Source organism: Streptomyces sp. CB09001, assembly GCF_003369795.1.
In the GTDB taxonomy this organism is placed as follows: domain Bacteria; phylum Actinomycetota; class Actinomycetes; order Streptomycetales; family Streptomycetaceae; genus Streptomyces.
The window spans coordinates 5,697,240-5,721,055 of the sequence record NZ_CP026730.1; the positions used below are offsets into that span (position 1 = coordinate 5,697,240).

Sequence of the window (23,816 nt, forward strand, 5' to 3'; positions counted from 1 at the left end):
TCATCGCACCTTCCGCGCGTACGGGGCGACGGTGATCCGGTCGATCAGCGGCGCGTAGCGGGAGCGAAGCAGTACGCCGGGGAAGGTGTCCGAGGCGTAGGTGGTGCCGTCGAAGTTCGGCAGCTCCTCGGAGCTGAAGGAGACCGTGTTCTGTCCCTTCTTGAGGTGGACCGGGATGGTCAGCTCCCAGAAATTATTGCGGTGGAAGCTGTGCGGAAAGCCGACGCGGCGCATCTCGTCGCCCTTGACGGTGATGTCGGCGTGGCGGGCGAGCGGGTCCGGGTTGTAGTGGGTGGCTTCGGACTGTTCGGGGTTGGAGTAGCGGACGCGCAGCGCGTACAGGCCGGCCCGGTCGGCGCCGACGGTGAACGTCGCGGTGTTGCCGTTGCCGGGTTCACCGCCGATTCCGGTGACGGCCGTGTTGTCGGTGGCCAGGGAGAGCGGGGCGAGCGTGGCCGAGCCCGCGAGTTCGGCGTCGCCCGCCTCGTACGTACGCGTCGGAAGCGCGCCCTGGGTGGGCGTGACCGTGAGCCGGTCCACGAGCGTGCTGGACGAACCTCCGGTTACAGTCACCTTGTTGACGCCTCCCGAAAGGGAGACCGCCACGCTGTTCCTGCCTTGGGACAGGCGCAGGACATCGTGTCCGTTGACGGTGAGCCGGGCGTTCGCGCTGCGGAGGGTGTCGACCTCGAGGGTGGCCTCGCGGTCGGCGGGTGAGTGGACCCAGAACGTGGCGGTCTGCCCCTTCCCGAGCCGGACCGCGCCGGAGCCGGTGGCGGGGGTCCCGGCCTGCTCCGGCAGCTCGTAGACGGGCCGCGCCCCGCGGGCCGGCCAGGCCAGCTCGCCCTCGTACACCTGGGCGGTGGCCGAAGCCCCCGGGAGGGAGAGGAGGAGGCGGTCGACGATGGCATCGCCCTGGGTGGCGCGCTTGCCGTCGGCGCTCTTCGCGGCGAGCGTCAGGGTGTGCTTGCCCTTGGTGAGCTTCACCTTGGTGTCGGCGTGGTCCCACACCACCCACTTGTAGCCGAGCGGAAGGTGCAGCTCCTGCTCGCTGGCCGCCTTGCCGTCGACGCGCAGGAAGACGTTGGTGGGGCCCTGTTCCTTCACCTTGTCGAAGGTGTTGAGGGAGTTGGCGAAGACACTCAGGTCGTACGTGCCGTCCTCGGGCACGTCCACCGTGAAGTCGAGCGTGAGGTCCGAGCCGGTGCGCAGGCCCCCCACGTCGTAGCCGCCCGAGGTGTAGAACTTCGACACGTCTCGGGGCGAACCCTCCGGGCCGTTCTTCGAGTAACCGGACCCGGTGTGAGCGGCGTCCTCCGCCTCGTACGACGACTTCCAGCGCGTGGACGGTGACTGTGTGCCGGCGGCCTTCCCCGCCGGGCTGAGGATGATCTCGTACGCCGAGGACTCCTTCAGCTTCGGTAGTCCGCCGTCGCCGAAGCCGACGACGACCGTGCCGTCGTCACCGACCCGCACGTCCCGCTCCGCGAGCAGCTGCGGCCCAGGGGAGTCTCCCAGCTGGCCACTCCACTCGATCTCCCGCACCCAGGCGTGCACCCGGTCGCCGAAGATCTTCTCCGGTACGTTGTCGAAGGTGATGTGGCCCTTGCCGGTGGACCCGCCGAAGAGCAGCCGGGCCTGCTTCTTCTTCTCGTCGAGCGTGGCGACACCCTGCATGGTGTAGTTCTCGCCCGGGAACGGCGGGGTCACCTTCACCGTGTGTCCGCTCATCGAAGCGTACGAGTTGAGCAGCCACCACTGGCCGTTGCCGCGGCCCGACTGCACCGCGGAGTCGGAGAGATTGCCGTCGATGTTCCAGTACGCGATGTCGGCGTCGACCTGGGACTCCTCGATCGCGGACACCCACTGGATCATCTGGCCGGGCACGGAGGTGTGGTAGTTGAACGCGTACTCATTGATGTTGATGGGGAGTTGGGTGCCCTCTTTGGCGGTGCCCTTGAAGAGGTCCTTCTCCCATCCCCGGTACTTGGCGACGCTCTCGCGCACCGCCTCCGGGTGGCTCAGCTCGTGCCAGGTGATGACGTCGGGAAGAGTACCGGCGGCCTGGGCGTGCGTGAGGAAACCCTTCACCTGGTCGAAGAGGATGCTGGTGTTGGGGCCCGCGATGCGGGCCTCGGGCATCTTGCTCCTGATGAGCTGGTGGAAGTCGTCCCAGGCGGTGAAGTAGTCGTCCGGGTCGTTCAGCCAGCTGACCTTGTTGTAGCTCCACTCGCCGGTACCGAACATGTTGCCCTCGGGCTCGTTGAACGGCACGAAGACGACGTTGTCCTGGTACTCCTTCGGCAGCTTCAGGACCTGGTCGACCTGCTTGACGATCTTCTCCCGGTAGAGCTTGAGCTTCTGCTCGGGGGTATCGCCCGGCCACTGGTACGGGAAGCCGCGGTGGATGTCGGTCATGTAGATGTACACGTCACCGTCGGTGGCGTCGGCCAGCGGCTTGACCACCTCCAGGGCGTCGGCGCCGGGGTGCTGCGGGCCGTCCTGCGCCTTCGTGGAGACCGTGCGCAGGCCCATGCCCTCCATGAGGTTGTTGGTGGGGACGTCCGGTCCGTACACGCCGTAGAGGGTGCCGGAGGCGCCGCCGTGGAACGCGCCGGTGTCCGATCCGAGGTCGACGGTGAGCTGACCCTCGCGGACCACGGTGACGGTCGCCCGCACCGTGCGCCCGGCTGCCGTTCCCGCCACAGTGAAGGTTCCCGGCCGGGCGTACTTGTCGGCCGGTACGTCGTTCCAGGTGACCGGTGTGTCGCGGTCGTAGCCGTCGGAGAAGGAGGAGCGGACGGCGGCGGGGAGGGATGGAGCGGTCCCGGACGTCGTACGGACCTCGAAGGACGTCTTCGAGAGCTCCTTGAGGGTGGGCAGAGTTCCGACCGTACCGGCCACCTGCTCGGCACTGAGCGCCGCGTGCCACACGGTGAAGTCGTCGATGGCCCCCTTGAACAGGGGGTCCGGATAGAAGGACTTGCCGATGTAGCCGACTGTCGTGGCCGAAGTGCCCAGCAGGTCCTTGGCCTTGATGCTGGTCGCGGCGGAGGAGACCACCACACCGTCGAGATAGGTGGTGACCCGGCCCGTGGTGGAGTCGAGGGTGACGGTGACCGTCCGCCACTCGTCCGCGGGCAGCATCGCGTACCCGCGGGTCTGCGCCTCCGCGCCTCCTCCGCCGGTGGTCACCGAGGTCTGCAGCAGGCCGCTGTTGTTGGACGGGGTGGCGAAGAGGTACTTGGTGTCGTTGCTACCCAGATCGAAGATCCGCTGCCAGGCCGACTTGTCGCCGCCCCACTTCACACGGGCGGACACCGTCAGGTCGTCTGCTTCACCGACCACTTCGCGAGGAAGGCGGACGTACGCACCGTCGGAGGTGGGCGCCCCGCCCGGCAGAGCCAGCGCCTTGCCTCCGCCGGTGCCGGTGACGGACTGCGCGGTGGATCCGTTGAGCAGGCTCGCGGTCAGACCGTGGCCGGAACTGTCGCTGATCTTTCCGGAGGCGAGGTCGTCCTGGTCGAAGGTGTAGTGAGCGGCGGGCCGGGGCGCGTCGGCCGCCTGCGCCGGCGCGGCGGGTGTGGCCAGCAGGCCCGCGCCGAGAGCCAGGGCCACGGCGGCCGAGCTTCGGCGCCGGGCGGATCTGTCAGCGGATGGCATGGATTGCGTCCTCAATCCTTGAGTCAGGGGTTCCGGGATCTGGCCGGCCCTCCTCGGTCGGCGGCTCGTCCAAGTGCCGTTCCGTGCGGAGAGCCTGGGGAGGAGTACGCCGAACCCGTTCGGTCAGCTGCGCTCCAAGGAGCGGAAAGGCAGTTCCAGGCTCCGGGTTCCGGGTTCGGATTCCGGAGTGGAGGCGGATCGGGCCCAGGGGGCTTCTTGCCCCGTCGGTTCGGCGGAGGGATCGCTTCATCGAACCGGTTCGGCGAAGCTAGCACCGGGTAATGCGGCCAGCAATCCCCCGGCGGAAAGAAGTTTCCTTCTCACTGACGGGCTTTGGTGAAGTGTGTTCCGAGTATTGACAGCCGCTCCGGCGATTCCTACCTTCACTCCATGCGAACCGGTTCGACGAAGGAGTCGCCGTGAACATCGGTGAGATCGCCCGCCGGGCCGGTGTCTCGCGGAGCACCGTGTCCTACGCGCTGAGCGGCAAGCGCCCGGTCTCGGAGGGCACCCGAAGGAGGATCCAGCAGGTCGTGGACGAGCTGGGCTACCAACCCAGCGCCAGCGCCCGCGCCCTGGCCAACGGGCGGACCAGCACGCTCGGGCTGGTCTTCCCGCCGGCCGGGAACCACTACACGGGCATGCAACTGGACTTCATCGGCAGTGTGGTGGAGGCCGCTGCGGCCTACGACTACGACGTACTGCTGTCCCCCAGTGGCGTGGACAGCGACCGCTCCTTCCAGCGGTTGCTGGGGGAGCGGCGGGTCGACGGCGCGATCCTGATGGAAATCCGTCTCGAGGACGACCGGGTGGACCATCTGGCCGCTGTGGACTTTCCGTTCGTCGCCATCGGCCGTACCGCGCGGCCCGAGGGCAGCTGGTGGGCCGGGCTCGACCACACCGCGCTGGTGGAGGCGTGCGTGCACCATCTGGCGGATCTCGGGCACCGCCGAGTCGCCTTCGTCAACCGTCCCGAGCAACTGCTGCGCAGCGGGTACGAGTCCGCGCACCGCGGTCTGGACGGCTTCACGAAGGCCGCGGCCGAACGCGGGCTGACGGTCCGGACGTACTGCTGTGGGGACGACCCCGCTTCGGGCCAGACGTGTCTGGAACGGATCCTGCACGACGATCCGGCCACCACGGCCCTGGTCACCCTGAACGAGGCCGCGCTCGGCGGTCTCTACCGAGGGCTGGTCGAGGCCGGCCGCCATGTGCCGCGTGATTTCTCCGTCACCGGCGTCGTGGCCAGCCGCTGGGCGCAGACCGTGACCCCGCAGCTCACCGCTGCGGACGTACCGGCGGCGGAGTTGGGCCGTCTGGCCGTCGACCTCCTGGTCGAGCGGCTCGACAACCCCGGCGCACCGCCCCGGCACCACCTCCTCGTACCACCGGTGTCCCTGCGGGCCAGCACCGGGCCGGTCGGCGCCACACCCCCGGCGGACACCGGGCCCCGTACGCCCTGATCACCCCCTACGCGTCAGACCACTGGACACCCGAACCGGTCCCCCCGCGCCGTTCGGCATGCCCGCGCTCTCCACCTGCTCACCGCCCTCGGCACCCGCATGCTCAAGACAAAGGAACCCGCGATGAACAGCTCCGCCAGAAAGCGCCGTCTGACCACCGCGGCTGCGACCGCCCTGGTCGTCGCCCTCAGCGCCACTGCCTGCGGCTCGGGAGGCACCGGGGCGAAGGGGGCCGACGACGGCACGTACACCGTCTGGGACCCCTACCCGCAGTTCGCCAAAGGCTCGGCCTGGGACAAGCTCCTTGATTCCTGCGGCGCCGAGGCAGACGTGCAGATCAAGCGGACCGGCTTCGACACCAGCGACCTGGCGAACAAGGCACTCCTTGCCGCGCAGCAGGACAACTCCCCGGACGTCCTCATCGTCGACAACCCGGTGGTGTCGACCCTGGCCGAGGCCGGCGTCCTCACGACCACCGACGAGAACAAGCTCGACACCTCGGGCGTGGACCCCAACCTGCTCGAGGCCGGCCAGCTGAAAGGCAAGACCTACGGCACTCCGATCGGCGCCAACACTCTTGCCCTGTACTACAACAAGGAGGTTCTGAAGGAGGCCGGGGTGGACATCGCCTCGGTCAAGGACTGGCCGACCATGACGGCGGCGCTGGCGAAGGTCAAGAAGGCGGGCAAGAAGGGCATCACCTTCTCCGCGATCGGCACGGAGGAGGGCAGCTTCCAGTTCCTGCCGTGGTTCTGGGGCTCGGGCGCGGAACTGACCGACATCGACTCCTCCGCGGCCGTCTCCGCGCTGTCCCTGTGGACGGACTGGCTGGGCAAGGGCTACGCCCCCAACTCCGTACTCAACAACACCCAGACCACCAGCTGGCAGGAGTTCGCGACCGGCGACTACGCATTCGCCGAGAACGGGACCTGGCAGCTCGCCAACGCCAAGAAGGCGGGATTCGACTACGGCGTCCTGCCCATACCGGGCTCCGACGGCGGCAGCGCCGCGCCCCCGACCGGTGGAGAGTTCGTCACCCTCCCGGTGCAGGGCGACGCCGGTCGCTACACCACCACGCAGAAGCTCACGGCCTGTCTGACCAGCACTCAGAACCTGTACGACACCGACACCACCCTCTCCTACGTCGCCCCCACCACCGAGGTGCAGGGAAAGCAGATGGCAGCCGACCCCGAGCTCAAGCCGTGGGTGGATGCGGTCAAGGCGGCCAAGGGTCGCACCAGCGATGATCTGGGCACCAAGTATCCGAAGATCTCGGAGCAGTTGTGGAAGGCCGTCCAGTCCGCCCTCAGTGGCTCGAAGTCTCCGAAGGACGCGCTTGCCGCCGCTCAGTCCGCTGCCAAGTAGCAGGACGTCAGGGACTGTCGATGAGTCACATGACACAATTGCCGCTCTCAGGGTCCGAGACCGGCGCCGGTGAGGCGGCCCCTGCCGCACCGTCCCGGACACGGCGCCGCCCCACATCCCAGCAGTGGACCGCCTGGGCCTTCCTTGCCCCGGTGACCCTTTACCTCGTTCTCTTCTACGCCTACCCCCTCTACCGCAACATCGACCTGAGCCTGCGCAACTACACCGTCCGTTCCTTCGTCCAGGGCGATGCCCCGTTCACGGGCCTGGAGAACTACAGGACCGTCCTCGCCGACGCGACCTTCCTCCCCGCCCTGCTCCACACCGTCCTCTTCACCGTTGTGTGCCTGGCCTTCCAGTACGTCATCGGGCTGGCGCTCGCGGTCTTCTTCCACCAGCACTTCCGCCTCTCCGCCACGCTGCGGGCCCTGTTCCTGGTGCCCTGGCTGCTGCCCCTGATCGTGTCGGCCTCCACCTGGTCGTGGATGCTCAACAGCGACTCCGGCATCGTCAACGCCGCACTGCACGGGATGGGCATCGCCCCGGTGAACTGGCTGACCTCGCCGAGCTGGTCGCTGACCTCGGTGATCATCGCGAACATCTGGATCGGCGTACCGTTCAACCTCGTTGTGCTCTACAGCGGCCTGCAGTCCATTCCGGCAGGGCTGTACGAGGCCGCGGCCCTGGACGGGGCGGGTGCCTGGCGGCGGTTCTGGAGCATCACCTTCCCACTGCTGCGCCCGGTGTCCGCGATCACCCTGCTCCTGGGCCTGGTCTACACGCTCAAGGTCTTCGACATCATCTGGATCATGACCAAGGGCGGCCCCGCGGAGTCCTCCACCACCTTCGCCACCTGGTCCTACCAACTCGGATTCGGCAACCTGCTTCCCGCCTTCGGGCCGGGTGCGGCCGTCGGCAACCTGCTGGTGGTGGCCGCCCTGGTCTTCGGACTGGTGTATATCCGGGTGCAGCGAAAGCAGGCATGGTCATGAACCGAAACACCACGCACACGCGGGGAAGCACCAAGCCCACCCGGGGAAGAGGCAGGCGTACCTGGGGAAAGACGGCCGTCGGTCTGCTGCTGACCGGGATCATGCTCTTCCCGGTCTACTGGATGCTGAACGTGTCCTTGACACGCGACCAGAACATGCGCAAGAGCCCACCGGACCTGTTCCCCGTCGACGGCACCCTGGACGGCTACCGCACCGTCTTCGCCGAGCAGTTGCCCTACCTGGGTACCAGCCTTGTCATCGGCCTGGGCACCGTCGTCCTGACCGTGGCCCTGTCCGCTCCGGCCGGCTACGCCCTGGCCAAGCTGCGCCCGCGCGGCGGCGGTGTCCTGGGCTTCGTCCTGCTGGTCGCCCAGATGATTCCCGGCATCATCATGGCGATGGGCTTCTACGCCATCTACCTCAGCCTCGGTCTGCTCCAGTCCGTCCCCGGCCTGATCGTCGCCGACTCGACCCTGGCCGTTCCCTTCGCGGTGCTCATCTTCACCGCGTTCATGTCCGGCATCCCCGGCGAGCTGATGCAGGCGGCGAAGACGGACGGAGCCGGGCCCCTGCGTACCTTCTGGTCGATCGTCGTGCCGATGAGCCGCAACGCCGTCGTCACGGTGTCCCTGTTCGCGTTCCTGTGGTCCTGGTCCGATTTCGTCTTCGCCGGAACTCTGGTCAACGGTGGCCCCCACGAGCCGATCACCCTCGGCATCTACCACTACATCGGCAACAACAATCAGGAGTGGAACGCCATCATGGCCACCGCGGTCGTGGCCTCGCTGCCGGCCGCGGTCATCCTCGTCCTTGCCCAGCGCTACGTCGCCGCCGGTGTGACCGCCGGCGCCGTCAAGGACTGACCTCTTTCACCACTCCTTCCCCCTCGCCACGGCCGTGCCCGTCCGCCGGACGGCCGGCGCCCCCTGCCCGAGAAACGAGTGACATCTCATGACCGCCGCCCGATCCGGTCCGGCCTTCTCCGTCCAGGACATCCCGTTCAGCACGTACGGTTCCTGGTTCGACATCTCCCCGGTGCTGGCGGAGAAGATCTGGGCCGAGGACCTCCACCTCGTCTCGCACCAGAACGGCATGCACGCCGTGTTGGGCCTCGTGCCGCTGGACGCTGCGACGGGGGAACGGGCCGAGATCCGCGTGGCGGCGACTCCGAGCCTGCTGAGCTGGATCGGCGCCGCCGGCCGTGTCGATCTGGCCTACGAGTCGCCGGACACGGTGCGCCTGCGCGGTGTGGGGCTGCCATTGCGCGTCTCCGCGGCGGCCCGGACGCTGACCCCGTTCAGCGGCACCTACTTCTTCCACGACGCGTCCGCCGACGCGTACGTGTTCACCTCGTACGAGACCGGTCGCCGCTACCGCGTCACCGTGCTCTCCGGCACGGTCGCCGATACTTTCGGCAGCCAGGCTCTGGGCGCCGGTGACCGCTGCCTGACCGTCGCCGCCGACGCGGACGGCCCATGGGAGATCGCGATCGAGGAACTCGACACAGCCCGCCCCACGTACGCCCGGGCGGCAGCCTTCGACGAGATCGTCGAAGCCGCGCAGAGTTCCTTCGCGGACTTCGTGGACACGGTGGCCCCCTGGCGGTCGTCCGCCACCCCGGCCGCCGAACTCGCCGCCTACGTCGTGTGGTCCGCGACCGTCCATCCGGCGGGGTTGGTCACCCGGCCCGGCGTCCTCATGTCCAAGCACTGGATGGACAAGGTCTGGAGCTGGGACCACTGCTTCAACGCCCTGGCTCTGGCCCCCGGACAGCCCGAACTGGCGTGGGACCAGTATCACCTGCCCTTCGACCACCAGGACGGGGCCGGGGCACTGCCCGACTCGGTCACCCACTCCGAGGTCCTCCACAACTTCGTCAAACCGCCCATCCACGGTTGGGCGTTCGGCTACCTGCGACGTCGGCTGACCATGCCGCCCGGCCCGGAGGAGCTGGCTGAGACGTACGACAGGCTGACACGCTGGACGGACTTCTGGCTCACCGGACGACGTGCGCCCGGGGCCGCACTGCCCCACTACCAGCACGGCAACGACAGCGGCTGGGACAACGCCACCACCTTCGACCCCGAACGCGTGGTCGTCACCGCGGACCTGGCCGCCTTCCTCGTGCTCCAGCTTCGCGAACTAGCTGAACTCGCAACGCACTTGGATATACCGGAGGATGTCCATCGGTGGACGCGAGTCGCCGAGACGACGCAGGCGGCGATGCTCGACCAGCTCTGGAGCGGCGACCGGTTCGTCGCCCGAGGAGTTGACAGCGGCAACACCTGGCACAGTGACAGCCTCCTCGACCTGATGCCCATCGTGCTGGGCGAGCATCTGCCCGATGACGTCAGCGGCGTGCTGGCCGCCCGTATCGAGGCCCATCTGACCCCGTACGGACTGGCCACCGAACTGCCGACCTCCCCGCACTACCTCTCCGACGGCTACTGGCGCGGCCCGATCTGGGCCCCCGCCACGGTCCTCATCGAGGACGGACTGCGCCGCGCCGGACAGCACCGGCTGGCGGACGAGATCAGCGCCTGCTTCCGCGCCCTGTGCGAGAACCACGGCTTCGCTGAAAACTTCGACGCCCTGACCGGAACGGGCCTGCGGGACCGCGCCTACACCTGGACCGCCAGTAGCTACCTCCTGCTCGCCGAGGCACACGTGAGGCGCGGCGGCGACTCGTCGGTGCCCGTGTCGAGCACGTCTTCGTCCAGATGAGGCACTGCAAGGACCTCCGAGACTGCCGACAGCGTGGCGACGGCCTCCAGTAAGCGGTCCAGGCCGTGGCCCCCAGCACAACCTGGGGTCGTAGGCCCGTGGCGAGGTCCACCGGGTCGCCGCCCGCGGTGCGGTCGCCGCCCGGGGTGTTGTGGGTGCCCCACGGATCTGGACAGCGTTGCGCCTCCGGTTGTCCGCGTCGTTGCCAACTGGGCGGGGCAGGCCGGTGGTTCACGGCTTCTGCCCGGTCGGCCGGTCGGCGTAGTCCTCGACCAGGTCGGCGATGAGCGAGAGAAGGGCGTCGGTTCGGTGGCGGTCCTCGCGCTGGGTCCGCAGAGCTTGCTCCAGTGCCCGGAGCCGGTCCAGGGCGGCCGGGGCCCGGTCCCTCACCTCGTCGAGGAGCTCCGTGGTGACCAAGTCCAGGCACTTGGTGAGCGGGCAGCGGGTGGCCGGGGCGGGGGGAGCCGGGTCGGAGGCGGCGAAGCCGGTGGTCAGGTAGCGCGCGGGGTCGGTGAGGCTCCAGCCGACGGCGGTGCCGTGCTGGATGAGGAGTGTGACGTCGGGGGCGATGCCGATGCGGGCCTGCAGCGGCTCGTCCAGGGTGTCGAGGCCCCGTAGGCAGTGAGCGCGGTGTCTCCGGGGGCGCGGCAGAGTTCCGTGGTCACCTCCAGGCGGAAGTCACGGGTTTCGGCAGCGCGAAGGCCCCCGGGCGGACGGGGGGTGTGGCGGGAAGACGGGCGGAGTCCTCGGCGTCGGCGGCCTCACTCGGATCTGAAACTCGGCGCCGACCAGTTCCCGGCCCGCCCGATTGAACCGGACGGTCGTCACCCCTCGTTACCGCCGATTACGGAGCAGAGCCGATCGTTTTGACAGACCCGGCCGGGAGGAACCCGGCTGGGAGTGAGGAAGGGTGCTGTGACACGTGCGCTTCGGCAGGTTCCGGGGACTGACGACGGGCCCGCCGGAGGGTGTGGTGGCCTTCCGGTCGGCCCATGTGGGTAGCGCTTCAGGCGGACGGGCGCTTGGCGCGGGCGGTGAGGCGTTCCCAGTTGCGGTGGCCGATGTCGGCCTTCTGCTCGTCGGTGAAGGGCGAGTTCTCCAGGAAGGCGCGGGCTTCGCCGTTGCTGGTGTCGACGTAGGGGAATCCGCCGGGACGGAAGCCGTAGGTGAAGGGATAGTCGGTGGAGTACAGCATCCGGTCGGTGCCCATCACTTCGGCGGTCCAGCGCAGGTAGCGGGGGCTGTTGGTGCCGCTGCCCGCGACCCAGAAGTTCTGCTTGAAGTAGTCGGCGAGCGGCTGGCGCAGACGGCCTGCCTCACCGAAGAAGCCGGTGTGGTCGAGATAGAACATCACGACCTCGCCCCAGTGTCCGGCGATCACCTGCAGGTCGGGGAACCGATCGAAGACCCCCGAGAAGATCATGCGGAGGTACTGGACGCCGAGGTCGTAGTACCAGCCGAGGCCGGCCCCGGCCAGCACCGGGCCCATGGGGGCCGGAAGGTCGGAGTAGTAGGCGTCGATGATGGGCTGAACCGGCGTTTGCGGGTGGAAGTGCAGCGGCACTCCCAGCCTCTCGGCCATCGCGTACAGCTCGTCGTTGTCCCGGTGGTCGGCCAGCTTGTCGCCGGTGCGGCCGTAGAGCATGGCGCCGGGGAAGCCCAGCTCGATCACCACGCGCTCCAGCTCTGCCGCGGCCGCGGCCGGTGACTGGGTGGGGACCGCGGCGAACGCCTGGAAACGGTCGGGCCGGGAAGCGACGATCTCGGCGAGCTGGTCGTTGGCCTCGCGGGCCACCGCGACGGCGTCGGCCTTCGGCAGGTCCTGCACGCCCGGAGACGACAGGGACAGCACGGCGACGTCGATGCCCTGATCGTCCATGTGGGCCAGCCGCTGCTCACCGACCATGTGCAGATTCTCTGCAACGGGACTGTCCCCGAAGCCGCGCGCCGGGATCTGGGGCGATCCCACCCGCTCGTAAGCCTCGTAGACAGCCGGCACGACGACGGTCTCTTCTACTCCGACTATGCGCAAACGGTCGAGCATGACGGTTCCCCTCTGGCTTTCCATCGGAACTGTTCAAACGTTATCATCGATACTATCGATGGAATCGAGTAGTCGATAACGTTGATTCTGCTGTCGGTGTGATGGCGCTATCGTCGGGCCATGCCTGTTGAACCGACCTTTGCGCGGCGTGCCCGCGGAGCCCGGCGCCACGGCGCGTGAACAGACGCGCCGCCGGGTCGTCGACGCCGCGATGGACCTGCTGGAGCGCGGCGGCCGCGACGCGGTGGCGGAGCGCGGTTTCACCCGCTTCCTGGCAGCCAAGGAGCAGCTCGAATCCGCGCAGTGCGCGAAGCCATGGTGACCACTGTCACCACCCGCGAACCGGCCATCCAGGAACAGGGCGCGGCCGGCGCCGCCCGCGCCCTGCGTGCCGCGCTGCCCAGCCAGAACGCCCTGAGTGAAGCCGAAGAGCAACTCTTGGCGGAATGGCTTCGTCGACTGTCCGCACAGCCGTTCGCTCGAGGCGGGGCAGCAAGCCGTGTCAATGAGCCGGACGATGCGAACGCCCCCGCTTTCCCGCCCATGCCGGCACTGGCTCGGCCGGCTGGCCCATGGACCTCCGGCAGGCGGAGTCGTCCGCCTGGTCACGGTCAGCACACCGCAGTCGGGGCGGTCGGCAAGGAGCCCCGGCCGTAGGTGAGGCAAGCGAGGCCCGGTGGGCAGGGCCGGGAGGACCCTCTCTGCTTTTCGTCCAGCGAGGCGTGGAGGGCGACAGTGGCCGCTCGTCCCGAGTGGTAGAGCAAAGAGCAGCGGCAGGGAGAGGTTCAAGTCGCGGGCAGAGCCGGGCCTCGTCTCGCCCGTCGCGCAACTGCTCGGCGGCTTCCTGGTACGCCTCGGCGGCCGGCAGAGGTCGGCCCACCCCTCCGCGTCCGGGTCGGCGGACACGGAGCATGACTGGTCTGTCGACCGTGACGCTCGATTGACGCTCAGGGCGCCGACGCGCGACACAGCGGGCCGAGAAACCCGCCTTGACCTGGCCTTTCTCATAGCAGTCGCGGACCCATATCTTTTCGATGACGTCGCACGTGGAGTGTGTGGCAATTCTTGAGCCCGCAGTAAAGAGCCGCTGACCTGCTGATTCTCTGATTCCCCAGGTTGCGGGCGGATTGTGCCGACATGTTTCCGTAGGTTCACCGCGTGGAGCATGCTGTAGGTTCCCGCCACGCGTCTCACCTGCGGTTTCGCAGCAGGTGTGAGTCGAGAAACGCTCGGCCTCAACTAGGTCAATCGATATGTCGGGCTTTTGCGGAACCTTCCGTTGTTTTCGAACCACACTTGCCTGCGGCACGAGGTCCACCGTGTTCGCCGTCCGGTGTCAAGGTTGTCATCGCCGCGTAGTGTGGACTGTTGCTTGTCAAAGCCGTCAGTCCTTGAATTCCTCTCGCGTCCACTCTCGGGCGAAATACTCCAGCTGCTTGGTGATGAGCTCGACCGCGTCCAAGACCTCGGCGGGTGGGTATCCGTGCCGGGCGAGTAGCCGGTCACTCGTCGAGGCGTCGCGGGATCCGTGCGAACTCGCCGCTCTCGAGCGGATCGGTGGCCCCCGGGTCGTGTTGCTGATGCCGCCGTCACGGACGATGGGCCCGCCCGAGCGTCCGAGTCGGAGGAGTCCCTGGTGGAGATCGGCGCGCATCTCGTAGTGGATGCGGCAAGATCCCGGAGGTGTCGGGCCGTGAAGGCGATGAGCCGACCAGGGCGCATCCGGCCTGCTTCGGGTCCGAGGCCCCCGGACGACTCGGTTGACCATCGAATTATCTGCAACTAGGTTGGTGGCAGTTTGTCGGCGGCGGCAGGAGTCGGAGATGGCGGGGCTCAGCAGTAGGAGCGCGGTCGCGATCCACGCGCTTGCGATGCTGGCGCACCGGCGTGGAGGCTCGTTGACTTCCGCGGAGATCGCGGACAGCCTGGAAAGCAATCCGGTTCTCGTGCGGCGCATTCTCGGCCGCTTGCGAGACGCTCATCTGGTGCGGTCCACCGAGGGGCGGGGAGGCGGCTGGTCCCTTGCTCGCACCCCGCGGGACATCACGCTCTATGACGCGTACGCCGCCGTGGAGGGGGAGCAGGTCTTCTCGAGGCACCCTCATCCGCCCAGCGGGGCGTGCGTGGTCGGCCGCAACATCGGCGATCTGCTTGACGTCGAGTTCCAGAACGCAGAGCGAGCTCTGGAGGAGCGGCTCGGCCGGACGACGATCGCCGCCCTGCTGCAACAGATACTGGCCTCCGACGGCGAAGCGAAGGACCGCTGATTCAGCGGTGACGCACACACGTCCCACGTCGCACGCCCAAACTGTAACTCGTTTGATTTCAGTTTGTTCCGGGGCGCGGTACTCCAGGGTCTCCCGGCTCCCGGTGTCAGCCCGCACGGTCCATCTACGCGCACCCGAACCTGAGCACCTGCTCAGAACGTGCCAGGAGTGAGAGCGATGAACCAGGAAGACGAAGCGATCGCGAGCGCCGAGGCTCGCGGTCCTGTGACCTACGACCTCGTGATCAGTCGCGCACGTGTCTTCGACGGCCGCCAGGTGCTCACCGGTCTGTATGACGTAGCCATCGACGGCGCACGGATCGCTTCCGTATCGGCCGAGCCGCTCAGGGGCGGACAGGAGGTGGATGCGGCCGGAGGATGGGTCATGCCGGGACTGATCGACACTCATGTCCACTTCTACGACGTGCGCGCGGTCTCCGATCCCGATTCGATGCGGGCCTTCGAGGAGAACGAGCTTCCTGAACGGCTCGGGCTGTTCCTCGACCACGGGATCACCACCATCAAGTCGGTGGGTGATCCGACGGACGGAATCCTGGACACACGGGCCAGAATCGCCGCAGGCACGCTGCGGGGCCCGCGCCTGCTGGCGACCGGTTGCGGCATCACCGGACGCGACGGGCACCCCGCCGCCACTGTCTTCCGCGACAACCCCTGGGCGCGCGAACGCTTCACGGGAGAGGCCGGCAGCGTGCAGGAGATCCGCAACCTGGTGCACCACCTGGCTGACCACAAGGCGGACGCGATCAAACTCCTGTCAGAGGGCGCGTGCACACACTCCGGCGGGCCGAGATACCTCTGGCAGAACCCCGCCTTTCCGGATGGTGTCGCGTTGGAACGGCTTCCCCTCGATCTCCTTCGGGCGGGCATCGAGGCCGGGCATGAGCGGGGCCTTCGGGTTACCGTCCACACCACCCAGCAAGCCGCGGCACGCGAGGCGATCGAGGCCGGGGCGGACGGCCTGGAGCACGGTGTCACCGTCGAGCCCCTCACCGACCACTCGCTCATCGACCTGATGCTCGAACGCGGCATCACCTACACACCCACGCTCTGGATCGACGACGCCCACCCGGACGCCCGCGACAATCTCCGGAAGGTCGCTGAGGCCGGCGTGCACATCGCGCTGGGCAGTGACACCTTCAGCGGTCGGGGCCTGTTCGGAGCCAACACCCTGGAAGAGGCCGAACTCATGAGGGCGGCCGGGATGACGCCCACCCAGGTACTGGCCGCAGGCACCAGCGGTGCGTCGAGGCAGTGTGTCCGCCCCGACCTCGGCACGGTGACCCCCGGCAAGCGCGCCGACCTGCTCGTGCTGAACGCCGATCCCACCACGGACATCCGCAACGTACGCGACCTCCGCATGGTGATCCTGAACGGCGAACTCGCCGTCGACAAACGCTAGAAGACTCATGAAGATCTTGGGTTCTGGCCCTGCCGCGTCAGCGGCAGGGCCAGACTCGTTGTGTGGCGATGGGTGAGTGGGTCGGTGAGACGGTCGGGCCGGATGTGTGGCAGACCTGCCGGGAGCTGATCCCGGCCGGGAGTGTGTTCGCGTTCCTGGCCCAGCACCGCGGCGAGCTGTTCCCGGCGGAGATGTTCGCGGACATGTATCCCTCGGCGAACGGACGGCCGAGCATGCCGCCACAGATCCTGGCCGCCGCGGTCACCTTGCGGGCCCTGCACGGGCTGTCGGACTTCGAGACGGTCCAGGAACTGCGGTGCGACCTGCGGGTGGAAGGCGCCCTGCTGCGTTGACGCACCCCGCCCCGGGACTGCGCGAGTGCCGATGGAACACGCGCGGGATGCTCCTATGCTTGGCAAGCGACAGGAGCGAGATCGGTTTGAGTGATTCGTTCCGTCGGTGTGGTGGTCAGGGCGCGGTAGACCTCGCGGGCGACGAATCGCTTGCGGCAGCGCATGATGTCTTCTTGTTTCAGCCCTTCCTCGGTGCGTCGTTCGACGTAGGCGCGGGTGCGTTCGTCGAAGCGCATGCGTTCGGGGTTGTCCCCGGCCGAGGCCAGGAGCTGACCGGCGGTCTCGGGGCCGACGCCGAACAGGTTCAGCAGTGCCGGGGCCGCCTGCTTCACCAGCGGGACTATCTCCGCGTTGAGCTCGGTGATCTCCTCGTCCAGGGCCTGGTGGCGGCGGACGAGCCGCCGCAGGGCGGCCCGGGCCGCGGCGAGTGGGCGGGACAGGTCCACGCCGGGCCGCAGCCGGGCCAGGGTCCGTAGCAACGCGGCCCGGTCCAGACCGGTGGTCTGCTCCCGCAGCATTGCCGGGGCGGAGACGAGCAGGCCACGAATCTGGTTCATGGCCTGGGCCACAAACGCCCGTCCGGCCGAGTGCGTGGTGACACCCGGCGGGCCGACAAATCCCCAACAGGACAGTCGAGACGTCAGTCGGCCGAGGGGTCAGACCCACCGGGAGTGTCACCACGTCGCATCCTCACTGCAGCCGACTTGGCTCGACCCGCCCCGGCGCTGAACCACTTCTCGCACTTCATGAGTGGTGCGGCAGGCGAAGTGTGAAAGTCGAGCCGACGTTCGGCGTGCTGGCCGCGGTCACCGTTCCCTGGTGTGCTTCGGCCAGGCGGCGCACGATGGCCAGTCCGAGGCCGCTGCCGCCACTTTGCCTGCTGCGGGACTTCTCCGCGCGCCAGAACCGGTCGAAGATGTGCGGCAACTCGTCGGCCGAGATCCCGGTCCCGGTGTCCGCCACGTCGATCACGACGGTGTCGAGGTCGACGTGGGCACTCAGAGTGACCGACCCGCCCGCGGGTGTGTAGCGGATCGCATTTGACACGAGGTTGCCGATCATCTGGCGTATCCGTACGGGATCAGCGATGACCGGGACGCGTCCTGTGTCCACGACCGTGATGGTCACGCCTGCTGCCGTCGCCGTGGCCCGGTTGGCCACGGCGACGGCAGCCAGCAGCTCCATGAGCTCGACGGGCGCCGGAACCAGACGGAGCTCGCCGGCCTCGGCCGCGGAAAGGTCCCGAAGATCGTCGACAATGTGCTGGAGCTGGAGTGCTTGTCCCAGCAGGTTGGTCACCAGATCGGCGTCGGGCTGTGCGATGCCGTCCTCCACCGCCTCCAGCCAGCCCCGGATGTTGCTCACCGGGGTGCGCAGTTCATGAGCGATGTCGTTGGTCATGTCCCGGCGTGCTGATTCCAGCTGTTCGCGGCGTTGCGACATCGCGTTGAAGGCGGCCGACAGTTTCGCGATCTCGTCGCCTCCCCGGACCAGCACGCTCGGGGACGCCTCCCCGCCCTCCATGCGCATGGCCGCCTTGGTCAGTGTCCTGAGCGGCTTCACCAGGCGGATGCCGGTCAGCGTGGTCACGGTAACCGTCATCACCAGCACGGCGGCGGCCCAGCCCGCGATGCGGAGCCGGTTCGCGGAGGAGAGGTCGAAGAACGTCGTCGCCGTACGTCCGGGACTGCTGACGTACAGCAGCGCGGCGGGTGCCACATACGGTGCCAACTGCTGGCTGCGGCTGGTCGTCAGACACGACAGGACTGTCGAGGCCGGGGGCGCGTGACGGGTCCGGGGTTCCCAACTGCCGTCAATCGCGAGCCTCACCCCGTCCACCTCCCGACGGGCCAGGCACGCGTTGACGAGGCTCGTGAGTCCCTCCAGGGCCTTCTCTTCCGACTGTGTCGGATCAGTGAACCCGGGGGAGCAGCGCTGCTCACCGACGGTGGGTGTACCGCCGGGGTTCGTCACCACCACCTTCGGGCGTCCGGCGGACGACATCTGAACGTGGGCCGGGGTGTCGTAGAACTCGCGCAGGCACAGGACCACCCGCTTCGCAGTGCGCGTCAGCCTTTCGCTGTCTTCCTCGGACAGCTTGAACGGTCCCACCGCCCGGGGGTCGATCCGCTCCGTGCCTGACCGGCCGTCGTCCGTGTTCTTGTTCAACTCGGGGTCGACGGCCAGGGGGTCGATGACCGCGGATGCCTGCTGCGGAGGCTGGAAGGGGCGATTCCGGTCGGCGTTCGAGTCCGCCAGGAGGTGCCCGTCTTCACCGAGCAGAACGATGCGGTGACCGGCGGACTGTGCCAGGTGGTCGACGGTCGGCTGGACGCCGTTCCAACTCGGGTGCGTCGCGGCGTATCCCAGGAGGGTGTCGTAGATCCGGGCGTCGTCGGCCAGTGCTTGCCCTCGCTCGCGGCTGAGTACGACAGCGGTGGTCTGCAGGACCACCCATGCGGTGGCGGTGATCGAGCAGACCGACACGAGTGCCGACACCGCCAGCAGGCGCAGCAGCAGACTGCGCCGCAGCGGCACGGCCGAGATCCGGACCCTTCTTCCCTTGCGGAACCTATCCATACGGGTGCGCCTGCTGGTCGTGCGGAGTGTCCGTGAGCTTGTAGCCCACTCCGTACACGGTCACCAGAGGCATGACGTCCTGCGGGCCCGGTCGAACGTCCTTGATCTTGCGGCGCAGATTCATGACGTGGACATCGACCGTCCTGAGGGTGATGAAGGGGTCGGAGCCGTGCAGACGCTCAAGGATCTGGGTCCGGGACAGCACCTGACCCGCGTGCTCGACGAGCATGTCGAGGAGGCGGAATTCTCCCGGCGTGCAGCGGATCACACGGCCGTACGCCCACACTTCGTGACGGACACGGTCGACGGTGACCGGCCCGGCCCGCAGGACGGCGTTGCGTGCTTCCCGGTCGGCCTCGGCGTCCGGGCCTCTGTCGCTGCGGCGCAGCAGCGACCGGATGCGCGCCATGAGTTCGCGGGGGCTGAACGGTTTCGTCATGTAGTCGTCCGCGCCCAGATCCAGGCCGAGCAGTAGATCGTCCTCGGACGACCTGGCCGTGAGCATGAGCACGGGAAGGTTCGCGAGACGGGGCTCCGCACGTATGACACGACACACGTCCAGTCCGTCGACCCGGGGCATCATCACGTCGAGGACCAGCAGATCCGGGCGTCGGCCGCGCAATAGGTCAAGGGCGGAGCGGCCGTCGTGAGCCAGGGTCACCTCGTGGCCCTCGTGCTCCAGGTAGCGACGGACCAGTTCGGCCTGATCGGCGTCGTCTTCGGCCACCATCACATGTGCACGCATGGCGTCAGTTTAGGAACGACAACGGCAGTGTTCTGCCCGTGCCGTGGGAAGCAGACCGCATCGCCATGAGTTCCTGACAATCACCTGACAATGCTGGTGAACGCTGATCGGCGTGAACAGGCATGCACAGCACTCGCCGATACTCCGCGGCCCCGTCGACGCCCCGGAGTACCCCCGTAATCCGCCAGTGCGCCGCCCGCGGCTGCGCGCTCTCGCCGCCGGTCTGGCCGTGGTCGCCGGAATGTCGCTCGCCGCATGCGGCAGCGGTGAGGACGCCGAGGCCGGCTCCGGCAAGAGCGTGGACACCTTGGCGTCCGGCTCACCGACGGGCAAGGAGCCGGCGTCGAAGGACGAGGCCCAGGACTCGGCCGTCGACGCCAAGCGCCCTCAGCTGCGCCTGGACACCTCCGAGGAGGAGAAGCAGCGGCTCACGGACGCCTACAACGCATGCCTGCAGGCGCACGGCGTACCCATGAACACCAAGCGGGCGGCCCTCGCGGGCGCCAAGCAGGCAGCCCCGGAGCAGGGCAGGGCGGACGCCCCCAAGTACCGTCCCGCCTACGAGGCCTGCCTGGTCAAGCTGCCGCTTCAGCCTCCCGAGACCACGCCCGAGGGCAACCCGCACTTCGCGGACGACTTCCGCGCGTACGTCAAGTGCCTCCAGCGCAAGGGCATGAAGATCCACCTCGTCGCCGACACGAGTGTCAGCGCCGACGGCCTGAGCTGGACCTATGACAAGGACACCACGGGCACCCTGCCGGAATCCGGAGTCCCCGAGGCTGAGCAGTCGTGTTCGCTGGAGGCGTTCGGTGACAAGTAGCGGCTCGCCCCGTGGCAACTCGTCCCGAAAACGGTCGCGTAGGGCTTTCCGCACCGTGCGCAAGGGGACCGTGGCTGTGGCGGTCCTCGTGGTGGCCGCGGGCGGGGTCTACGGGGCGAGAGCGCTGTCGGACCACGGTGAGCGCCAGCAACCCGGCCCCGCGGCAGCTCCGTCCGCTCAGACCACCCGGGTGAAGCGCGCCGACCTGTCCGACTCCCGGACGCTGCCGGGAGTTCTGGGCTTCGGGGGGCAGGTCACGGTGAAGGGGTCCGGGAAGGGCGTCATCAGCCGGCTGCCCGCCCCGGGCTCGGTCGTCTCACGGGGGAAGCCCCTGTACTGGGTGAACGACGAGCCGGTCACGGCGTTCTTCGGCGACACTCCCTTCTTCCGTGAGCTGGACAAGGCGGGGACGACCGGGCGGGACGTGACCGTTCTCGTCGAGAACCTGGAGGCCCTGGGCTATGACATCGGCCCTCGGCCGCAGCGGTCCGCGGCATCGCGCGAGGGCAGCGAGGCGGGCGAGGCCGGCACCGAACTGACCACCGGAGTGTTGGCAGCGCTCAAGCGCTGGCAGCACGACACCGGCCAGGAGGCCACCGGGACTCTGGCCCCGGACCGGGCCGTGGTCCTGTCCGGCCCCTCACGCGTCGACGCCGTCAAGGCGCAGTTGGGCGACCCGGCCACCGAAGAAGTCCTCACCCTCACCTCGCAGGACAAGACGGTCACGGTGGAGGCCGACGCGGGCAGTGCCGGGTCCATGCACCAAGGCGACGCGGTCTCCATCGTCCTTCCCGACACCAAGAGTGTTCCTGGCACGGTCGGGTCCATCGGTACCACCGTGCAGGGCGGCAACGCCGCCGAAGCGGGTGCCGGCACCGACACGACGCCCACCCTGGAGGTGAGGGTCCAGCCGTCGGACGCCGACGATGTCGCCAAGCTCGACGCGGCGTCCGTACAGGTCGTCTTCACGGCCCGGACCAGGGAGAACGTCTTGGTGGTCCCCGTAGGTGCCCTCCTCGCCCTGAGCGAAGGCGGTTACGCGCTGCAGCGTCCCGGCGGGAAGCTGGTCGGGGTCACGACCGGCCTCTTCGCCAAGGGGCTCGTGGAGGTCAGCGGAGCCGGCATCGAGGAAGGCGACGTGGTGGTGACGGCATCATGACAAGCCCGCCGGGAACGGGCTCGGCCGTGCTCACCGTGCGAAACGTCAGCAAGGTGTACGCGGGAGGGGTCACCGCCCTCGATGACGTATCCCTGACCATCCGGGCGGGCGAGCTGCTGGCCATCGTCGGCCGTTCGGGGTCCGGAAAATCCACCTTGCTGAACATCATGGGCACCCTCGACAGACCGACGGGCGGCACGGTGTGGATCGGCGACCAGGACGCCGCACAGCTGTCCGACCGGACACTGTCCGCGCTGCGCGGACGTTGGCTGGGCTTCGTATTCCAGCACTTCCACCTCACGGACGGCCTCACCGCCGAGGAGAACGTCGCCACCGGACTGCTGTACTCGGGCGTGCCCCGCCGCCGTCGGCAGCCGATGGCCGTCACCGCCCTGGACCGTGTCGGTCTCGCCCATCGCACACGCCACTTGCCGCACCAACTCTCGGGAGGCGAACGCCAGCGAGTGGCCATCGCCCGAGCACTGGTCAACGAACCGGCGCTGGTACTCGCCGACGAGCCGACCGGCGCTCTCGACACTGCGAACGGACAGTCCGTGCTCCATCTGCTGACCCAGCTGAACAGCGAAGGCACCACCATCGCCGTCATCACCCATGACCGGGACATCGCAGCGCGCCTGCCACGCAGGATCGAGATGTGTGACGGGCGCGTCGTCACCGACTCACACCCTGAGGCGTCTCTGACCCCCGGGGGCGACGCGTGACCCGTGGGAGAACTCGCCATCGGGACGACCTGGATCTAAGAGAAGCCCGGGGGCGCCACGTCCCGAACCGCTCCGCCGCCGTCGAGCGCGGCGATCCGGCCCGACCCGTGCGACTGGCACCGTCGGACATCCTGCGTCTCGGCCTTCTCGGCATCCGCGTTCGCCCCATGAGGGCGGCGCTATCCGCCCTCGGCATTTCGATCGGCACCCTCACCCTCGTCCTCGTCACCGGGATTCCGGCGTCGAGCCACAGTGCGCTCGACCGGCAGCTCGCGGCGCTGGGCACGAACCTGCTCCGAGCGCAGCCGCAGTCCAACCAGAACCCCCCGGTGCTGTTGCCGCGGGAAGCGGCGGCCATGGCCGCCAGGATCGGGCCGGTGAGCCGCACGAGTGCCGTGGCCAACACGCATGCGATCGTCCGGCGCTCCGACCGGACAGACCCCAACGACGGACTCGGGCTCAACGTTCTCGCCGGCCAGGACGACCTGCTTCCCGCCGTGAACGGCCGGGTGAGGTCGGGCCGTTTCCTGACCCCCGCCACCAACCGGCTACCCACCGTCGTGCTCGGCCACCAAGCCGCCGCCCGGCTGGGAATCCCCCGTATCGTCCCGGGGCAGGAGGCCCCGCAAGTCGTCATTGATCAGACGTGGTTCACGGTCATCGGCGTCCTCGATCCGATCCCTCTCGCCGAGGACCTCGACCGCTCCGTACTGGTGGGCTGGCAGGCGGCGGAGCAGGAACTCGGCTTCGACGGACACCCCACGGTCATCTATGTGCGAGCCGAGGAGGACGCCATGGAGGCTGTGGCCGACGTCCTTCCCGCCACCGTGTACCCGGAACTCCCCGGGCTGGTGCAGGTGAGCCGGCCATCGGATGCCTTGGCCGCCAAACGCGCCGTGAACAGCACGTTCTCGGTGCTCTTCCTGGGACTGGCGGGGGTGGCCCTGCTGGTCGGCGGTATCGGAGTCGCCAACACCATGTACATCTCCGTGCTCGAACGGCGCAGCGAGATCGGCCTCCGGCGTGCGCTGGGCGCCAACCGGGGACAGATCCGCGGCCAGTTCATGACCGAGTCCCTGGTGCTCTCCCTGCTCGGTGGAGTATCAGGAACGGTGATCGGCGTTCTCGCCACCGTCGCCTACGTGACGTACCAGGGCTGGCCACCGGTGATCCCGCTGTCCGCCATCGCCATGGGCACGGGCGGAGCGATGGCCATCGGCGTCCTGGCAGGGATGTACCCGTCCGTGCGCGCTGCCCGCCTGGCACCGACCGAGGCGCTGAGCACCGGTTGATCCCGCTCTCCGGTGTCGGGAATCGCCGGTTGCGACGTGAGCCGACCGATGGGCGTCCTCCTCCATCACGGCAGTCGGCGAGAGGGAGCAAGAGACGGTGGACGCGGTCTACCAGCGGGCCGTGCTCAGTCTTCCCCAGGGCTGAAGGTCTACGCCACCGGGAGAAATGGGGGTCGTCATGACGCTCGTTTGACGCTCTGGGGGTCCG

Annotated in this window: 18 protein-coding genes and 1 pseudogene; 13 read left to right on the forward strand and 6 right to left on the reverse strand. The window is 68.4% G+C overall.

What is annotated here, in order from left to right:
- Positions 1 to 3,663 carry a LamG-like jellyroll fold domain-containing protein gene (locus C4J65_RS26575; RefSeq protein WP_115744651.1) on the reverse strand — a complete coding sequence of 1,221 codons (3,663 nt, stop codon included), beginning with the start codon at positions 3,661 to 3,663 and terminating at the stop codon, positions 1 to 3.
- 419 nt (positions 3,664 to 4,082) lie between these two features.
- Between C4J65_RS26575 and C4J65_RS26580 the strand changes: the two genes are divergently transcribed.
- The 5 genes from C4J65_RS26580 to C4J65_RS26600 all read left to right on the forward strand — a co-directional run bounded on the left by C4J65_RS26580 (position 4,083) and on the right by C4J65_RS26600 (position 10,207).
- Positions 4,083 to 5,126 (forward strand): LacI family DNA-binding transcriptional regulator, encoded by a 1,044-nt coding sequence (locus C4J65_RS26580; RefSeq protein WP_115744652.1) that lies wholly within the window; start codon positions 4,083 to 4,085, stop codon positions 5,124 to 5,126.
- Between the two features lie 123 nt (positions 5,127 to 5,249).
- Positions 5,250 to 6,491, forward strand: coding sequence for an extracellular solute-binding protein (locus C4J65_RS26585; RefSeq protein WP_115744653.1), 1,242 nt, complete (start codon positions 5,250 to 5,252; stop codon positions 6,489 to 6,491).
- Positions 6,492 to 6,520: 29 nt separating this feature from the next.
- Positions 6,521 to 7,483, forward strand: coding sequence for a sugar ABC transporter permease (locus tag C4J65_RS26590; protein WP_115744654.1), 963 nt, complete (start codon positions 6,521 to 6,523; stop codon positions 7,481 to 7,483).
- Positions 7,480 to 8,346 (forward strand): carbohydrate ABC transporter permease, encoded by an 867-nt coding sequence (locus tag C4J65_RS26595; protein WP_115746640.1) that lies wholly within the window; start codon positions 7,480 to 7,482, stop codon positions 8,344 to 8,346. The genes C4J65_RS26590 and C4J65_RS26595 overlap by 4 nt, the downstream gene beginning before the upstream one ends.
- A gap of 88 nt (positions 8,347 to 8,434) precedes the next feature.
- On the forward strand, positions 8,435 to 10,207 hold the full coding sequence (locus C4J65_RS26600; protein WP_115744655.1) for a trehalase family glycosidase: 1,773 nt from the start codon (positions 8,435 to 8,437) through the stop codon (positions 10,205 to 10,207).
- A gap of 231 nt (positions 10,208 to 10,438) precedes the next feature.
- On the opposite strand, the gene C4J65_RS26605 is transcribed toward C4J65_RS26600, so the two are convergent.
- Positions 10,439 to 10,624 (reverse strand): hypothetical protein, encoded by a 186-nt coding sequence (locus C4J65_RS26605; RefSeq protein WP_115744656.1) that lies wholly within the window; start codon positions 10,622 to 10,624, stop codon positions 10,439 to 10,441.
- 589 nt (positions 10,625 to 11,213) lie between these two features.
- On the reverse strand, positions 11,214 to 12,251 hold the full coding sequence (locus C4J65_RS26610; protein ID WP_115744657.1) for an amidohydrolase family protein: 1,038 nt from the start codon (positions 12,249 to 12,251) through the stop codon (positions 11,214 to 11,216).
- 127 nt (positions 12,252 to 12,378) lie between these two features.
- Between C4J65_RS26610 and C4J65_RS26615 the strand changes: the two genes are divergently transcribed.
- From C4J65_RS26615 to C4J65_RS26635, 4 genes and pseudogenes are all read left to right on the forward strand, one after another.
- The gene (locus C4J65_RS26615) at positions 12,379 to 12,573 is read left to right on the forward strand and encodes a hypothetical protein (RefSeq protein ID WP_162833363.1); all 195 of its coding nucleotides are present in this window, start codon (positions 12,379 to 12,381) and stop codon (positions 12,571 to 12,573) included.
- Positions 12,574 to 14,074: 1,501 nt separating this feature from the next.
- A complete protein-coding gene (locus C4J65_RS26625) occupies positions 14,075 to 14,518 on the forward strand; it encodes an Rrf2 family transcriptional regulator (RefSeq protein ID WP_115744660.1) in 444 nt (147 codons plus the stop codon).
- Positions 14,519 to 14,695: 177 nt separating this feature from the next.
- Positions 14,696 to 15,937: an amidohydrolase family protein gene (locus tag C4J65_RS26630; RefSeq protein ID WP_115744661.1), complete on the forward strand. Its 1,242-nt coding sequence runs from the start codon at positions 14,696 to 14,698 to the stop codon at positions 15,935 to 15,937.
- Between the two features lie 68 nt (positions 15,938 to 16,005).
- Positions 16,006 to 16,282 (forward strand): annotated as a pseudogene (locus tag C4J65_RS26635) (transposase); the annotation flags it as partial.
- 61 nt (positions 16,283 to 16,343) lie between these two features.
- Here C4J65_RS26635 and C4J65_RS36175 read toward each other — a convergent pair.
- From C4J65_RS36175 to C4J65_RS26645, 3 genes are all read right to left on the reverse strand, one after another.
- Positions 16,344 to 16,847 carry a hypothetical protein gene (locus C4J65_RS36175; protein WP_162833364.1) on the reverse strand — a complete coding sequence of 168 codons (504 nt, stop codon included), beginning with the start codon at positions 16,845 to 16,847 and terminating at the stop codon, positions 16,344 to 16,346.
- 187 nt (positions 16,848 to 17,034) lie between these two features.
- Positions 17,035 to 18,870 carry a HAMP domain-containing sensor histidine kinase gene (locus C4J65_RS26640; protein WP_115744662.1) on the reverse strand — a complete coding sequence of 612 codons (1,836 nt, stop codon included), beginning with the start codon at positions 18,868 to 18,870 and terminating at the stop codon, positions 17,035 to 17,037.
- Positions 18,863 to 19,615: a response regulator transcription factor gene (locus C4J65_RS26645; RefSeq protein WP_115744663.1), complete on the reverse strand. Its 753-nt coding sequence runs from the start codon at positions 19,613 to 19,615 to the stop codon at positions 18,863 to 18,865. Before C4J65_RS26645 ends, C4J65_RS26640 begins: the two co-directional genes overlap by 8 nt.
- Positions 19,616 to 19,727: 112 nt before the next feature.
- On the opposite strand from C4J65_RS26645, the gene C4J65_RS26650 reads away from it, so the two are divergent.
- The 4 genes from C4J65_RS26650 (at position 19,728) to C4J65_RS26665 (ending at position 23,608) form a co-directional block, all read left to right on the forward strand.
- Positions 19,728 to 20,435: a hypothetical protein gene (locus C4J65_RS26650; protein WP_162833365.1), complete on the forward strand. Its 708-nt coding sequence runs from the start codon at positions 19,728 to 19,730 to the stop codon at positions 20,433 to 20,435.
- 70 nt (positions 20,436 to 20,505) lie between these two features.
- Complete coding sequence (locus C4J65_RS26655) at positions 20,506 to 21,594, forward strand: efflux RND transporter periplasmic adaptor subunit (RefSeq protein WP_115746641.1); 1,089 nt, start codon at positions 20,506 to 20,508, stop codon at positions 21,592 to 21,594.
- Positions 21,591 to 22,316 (forward strand): ABC transporter ATP-binding protein, encoded by a 726-nt coding sequence (locus C4J65_RS26660; RefSeq protein ID WP_115744665.1) that lies wholly within the window; start codon positions 21,591 to 21,593, stop codon positions 22,314 to 22,316. Before C4J65_RS26655 ends, C4J65_RS26660 begins: the two co-directional genes overlap by 4 nt.
- Complete coding sequence (locus tag C4J65_RS26665; protein WP_240330515.1) at positions 22,313 to 23,608, forward strand: ABC transporter permease; 1,296 nt, start codon at positions 22,313 to 22,315, stop codon at positions 23,606 to 23,608. Before C4J65_RS26660 ends, C4J65_RS26665 begins: the two co-directional genes overlap by 4 nt.
- The last annotated feature ends 208 nt before the right edge of the window (positions 23,609 to 23,816 follow it).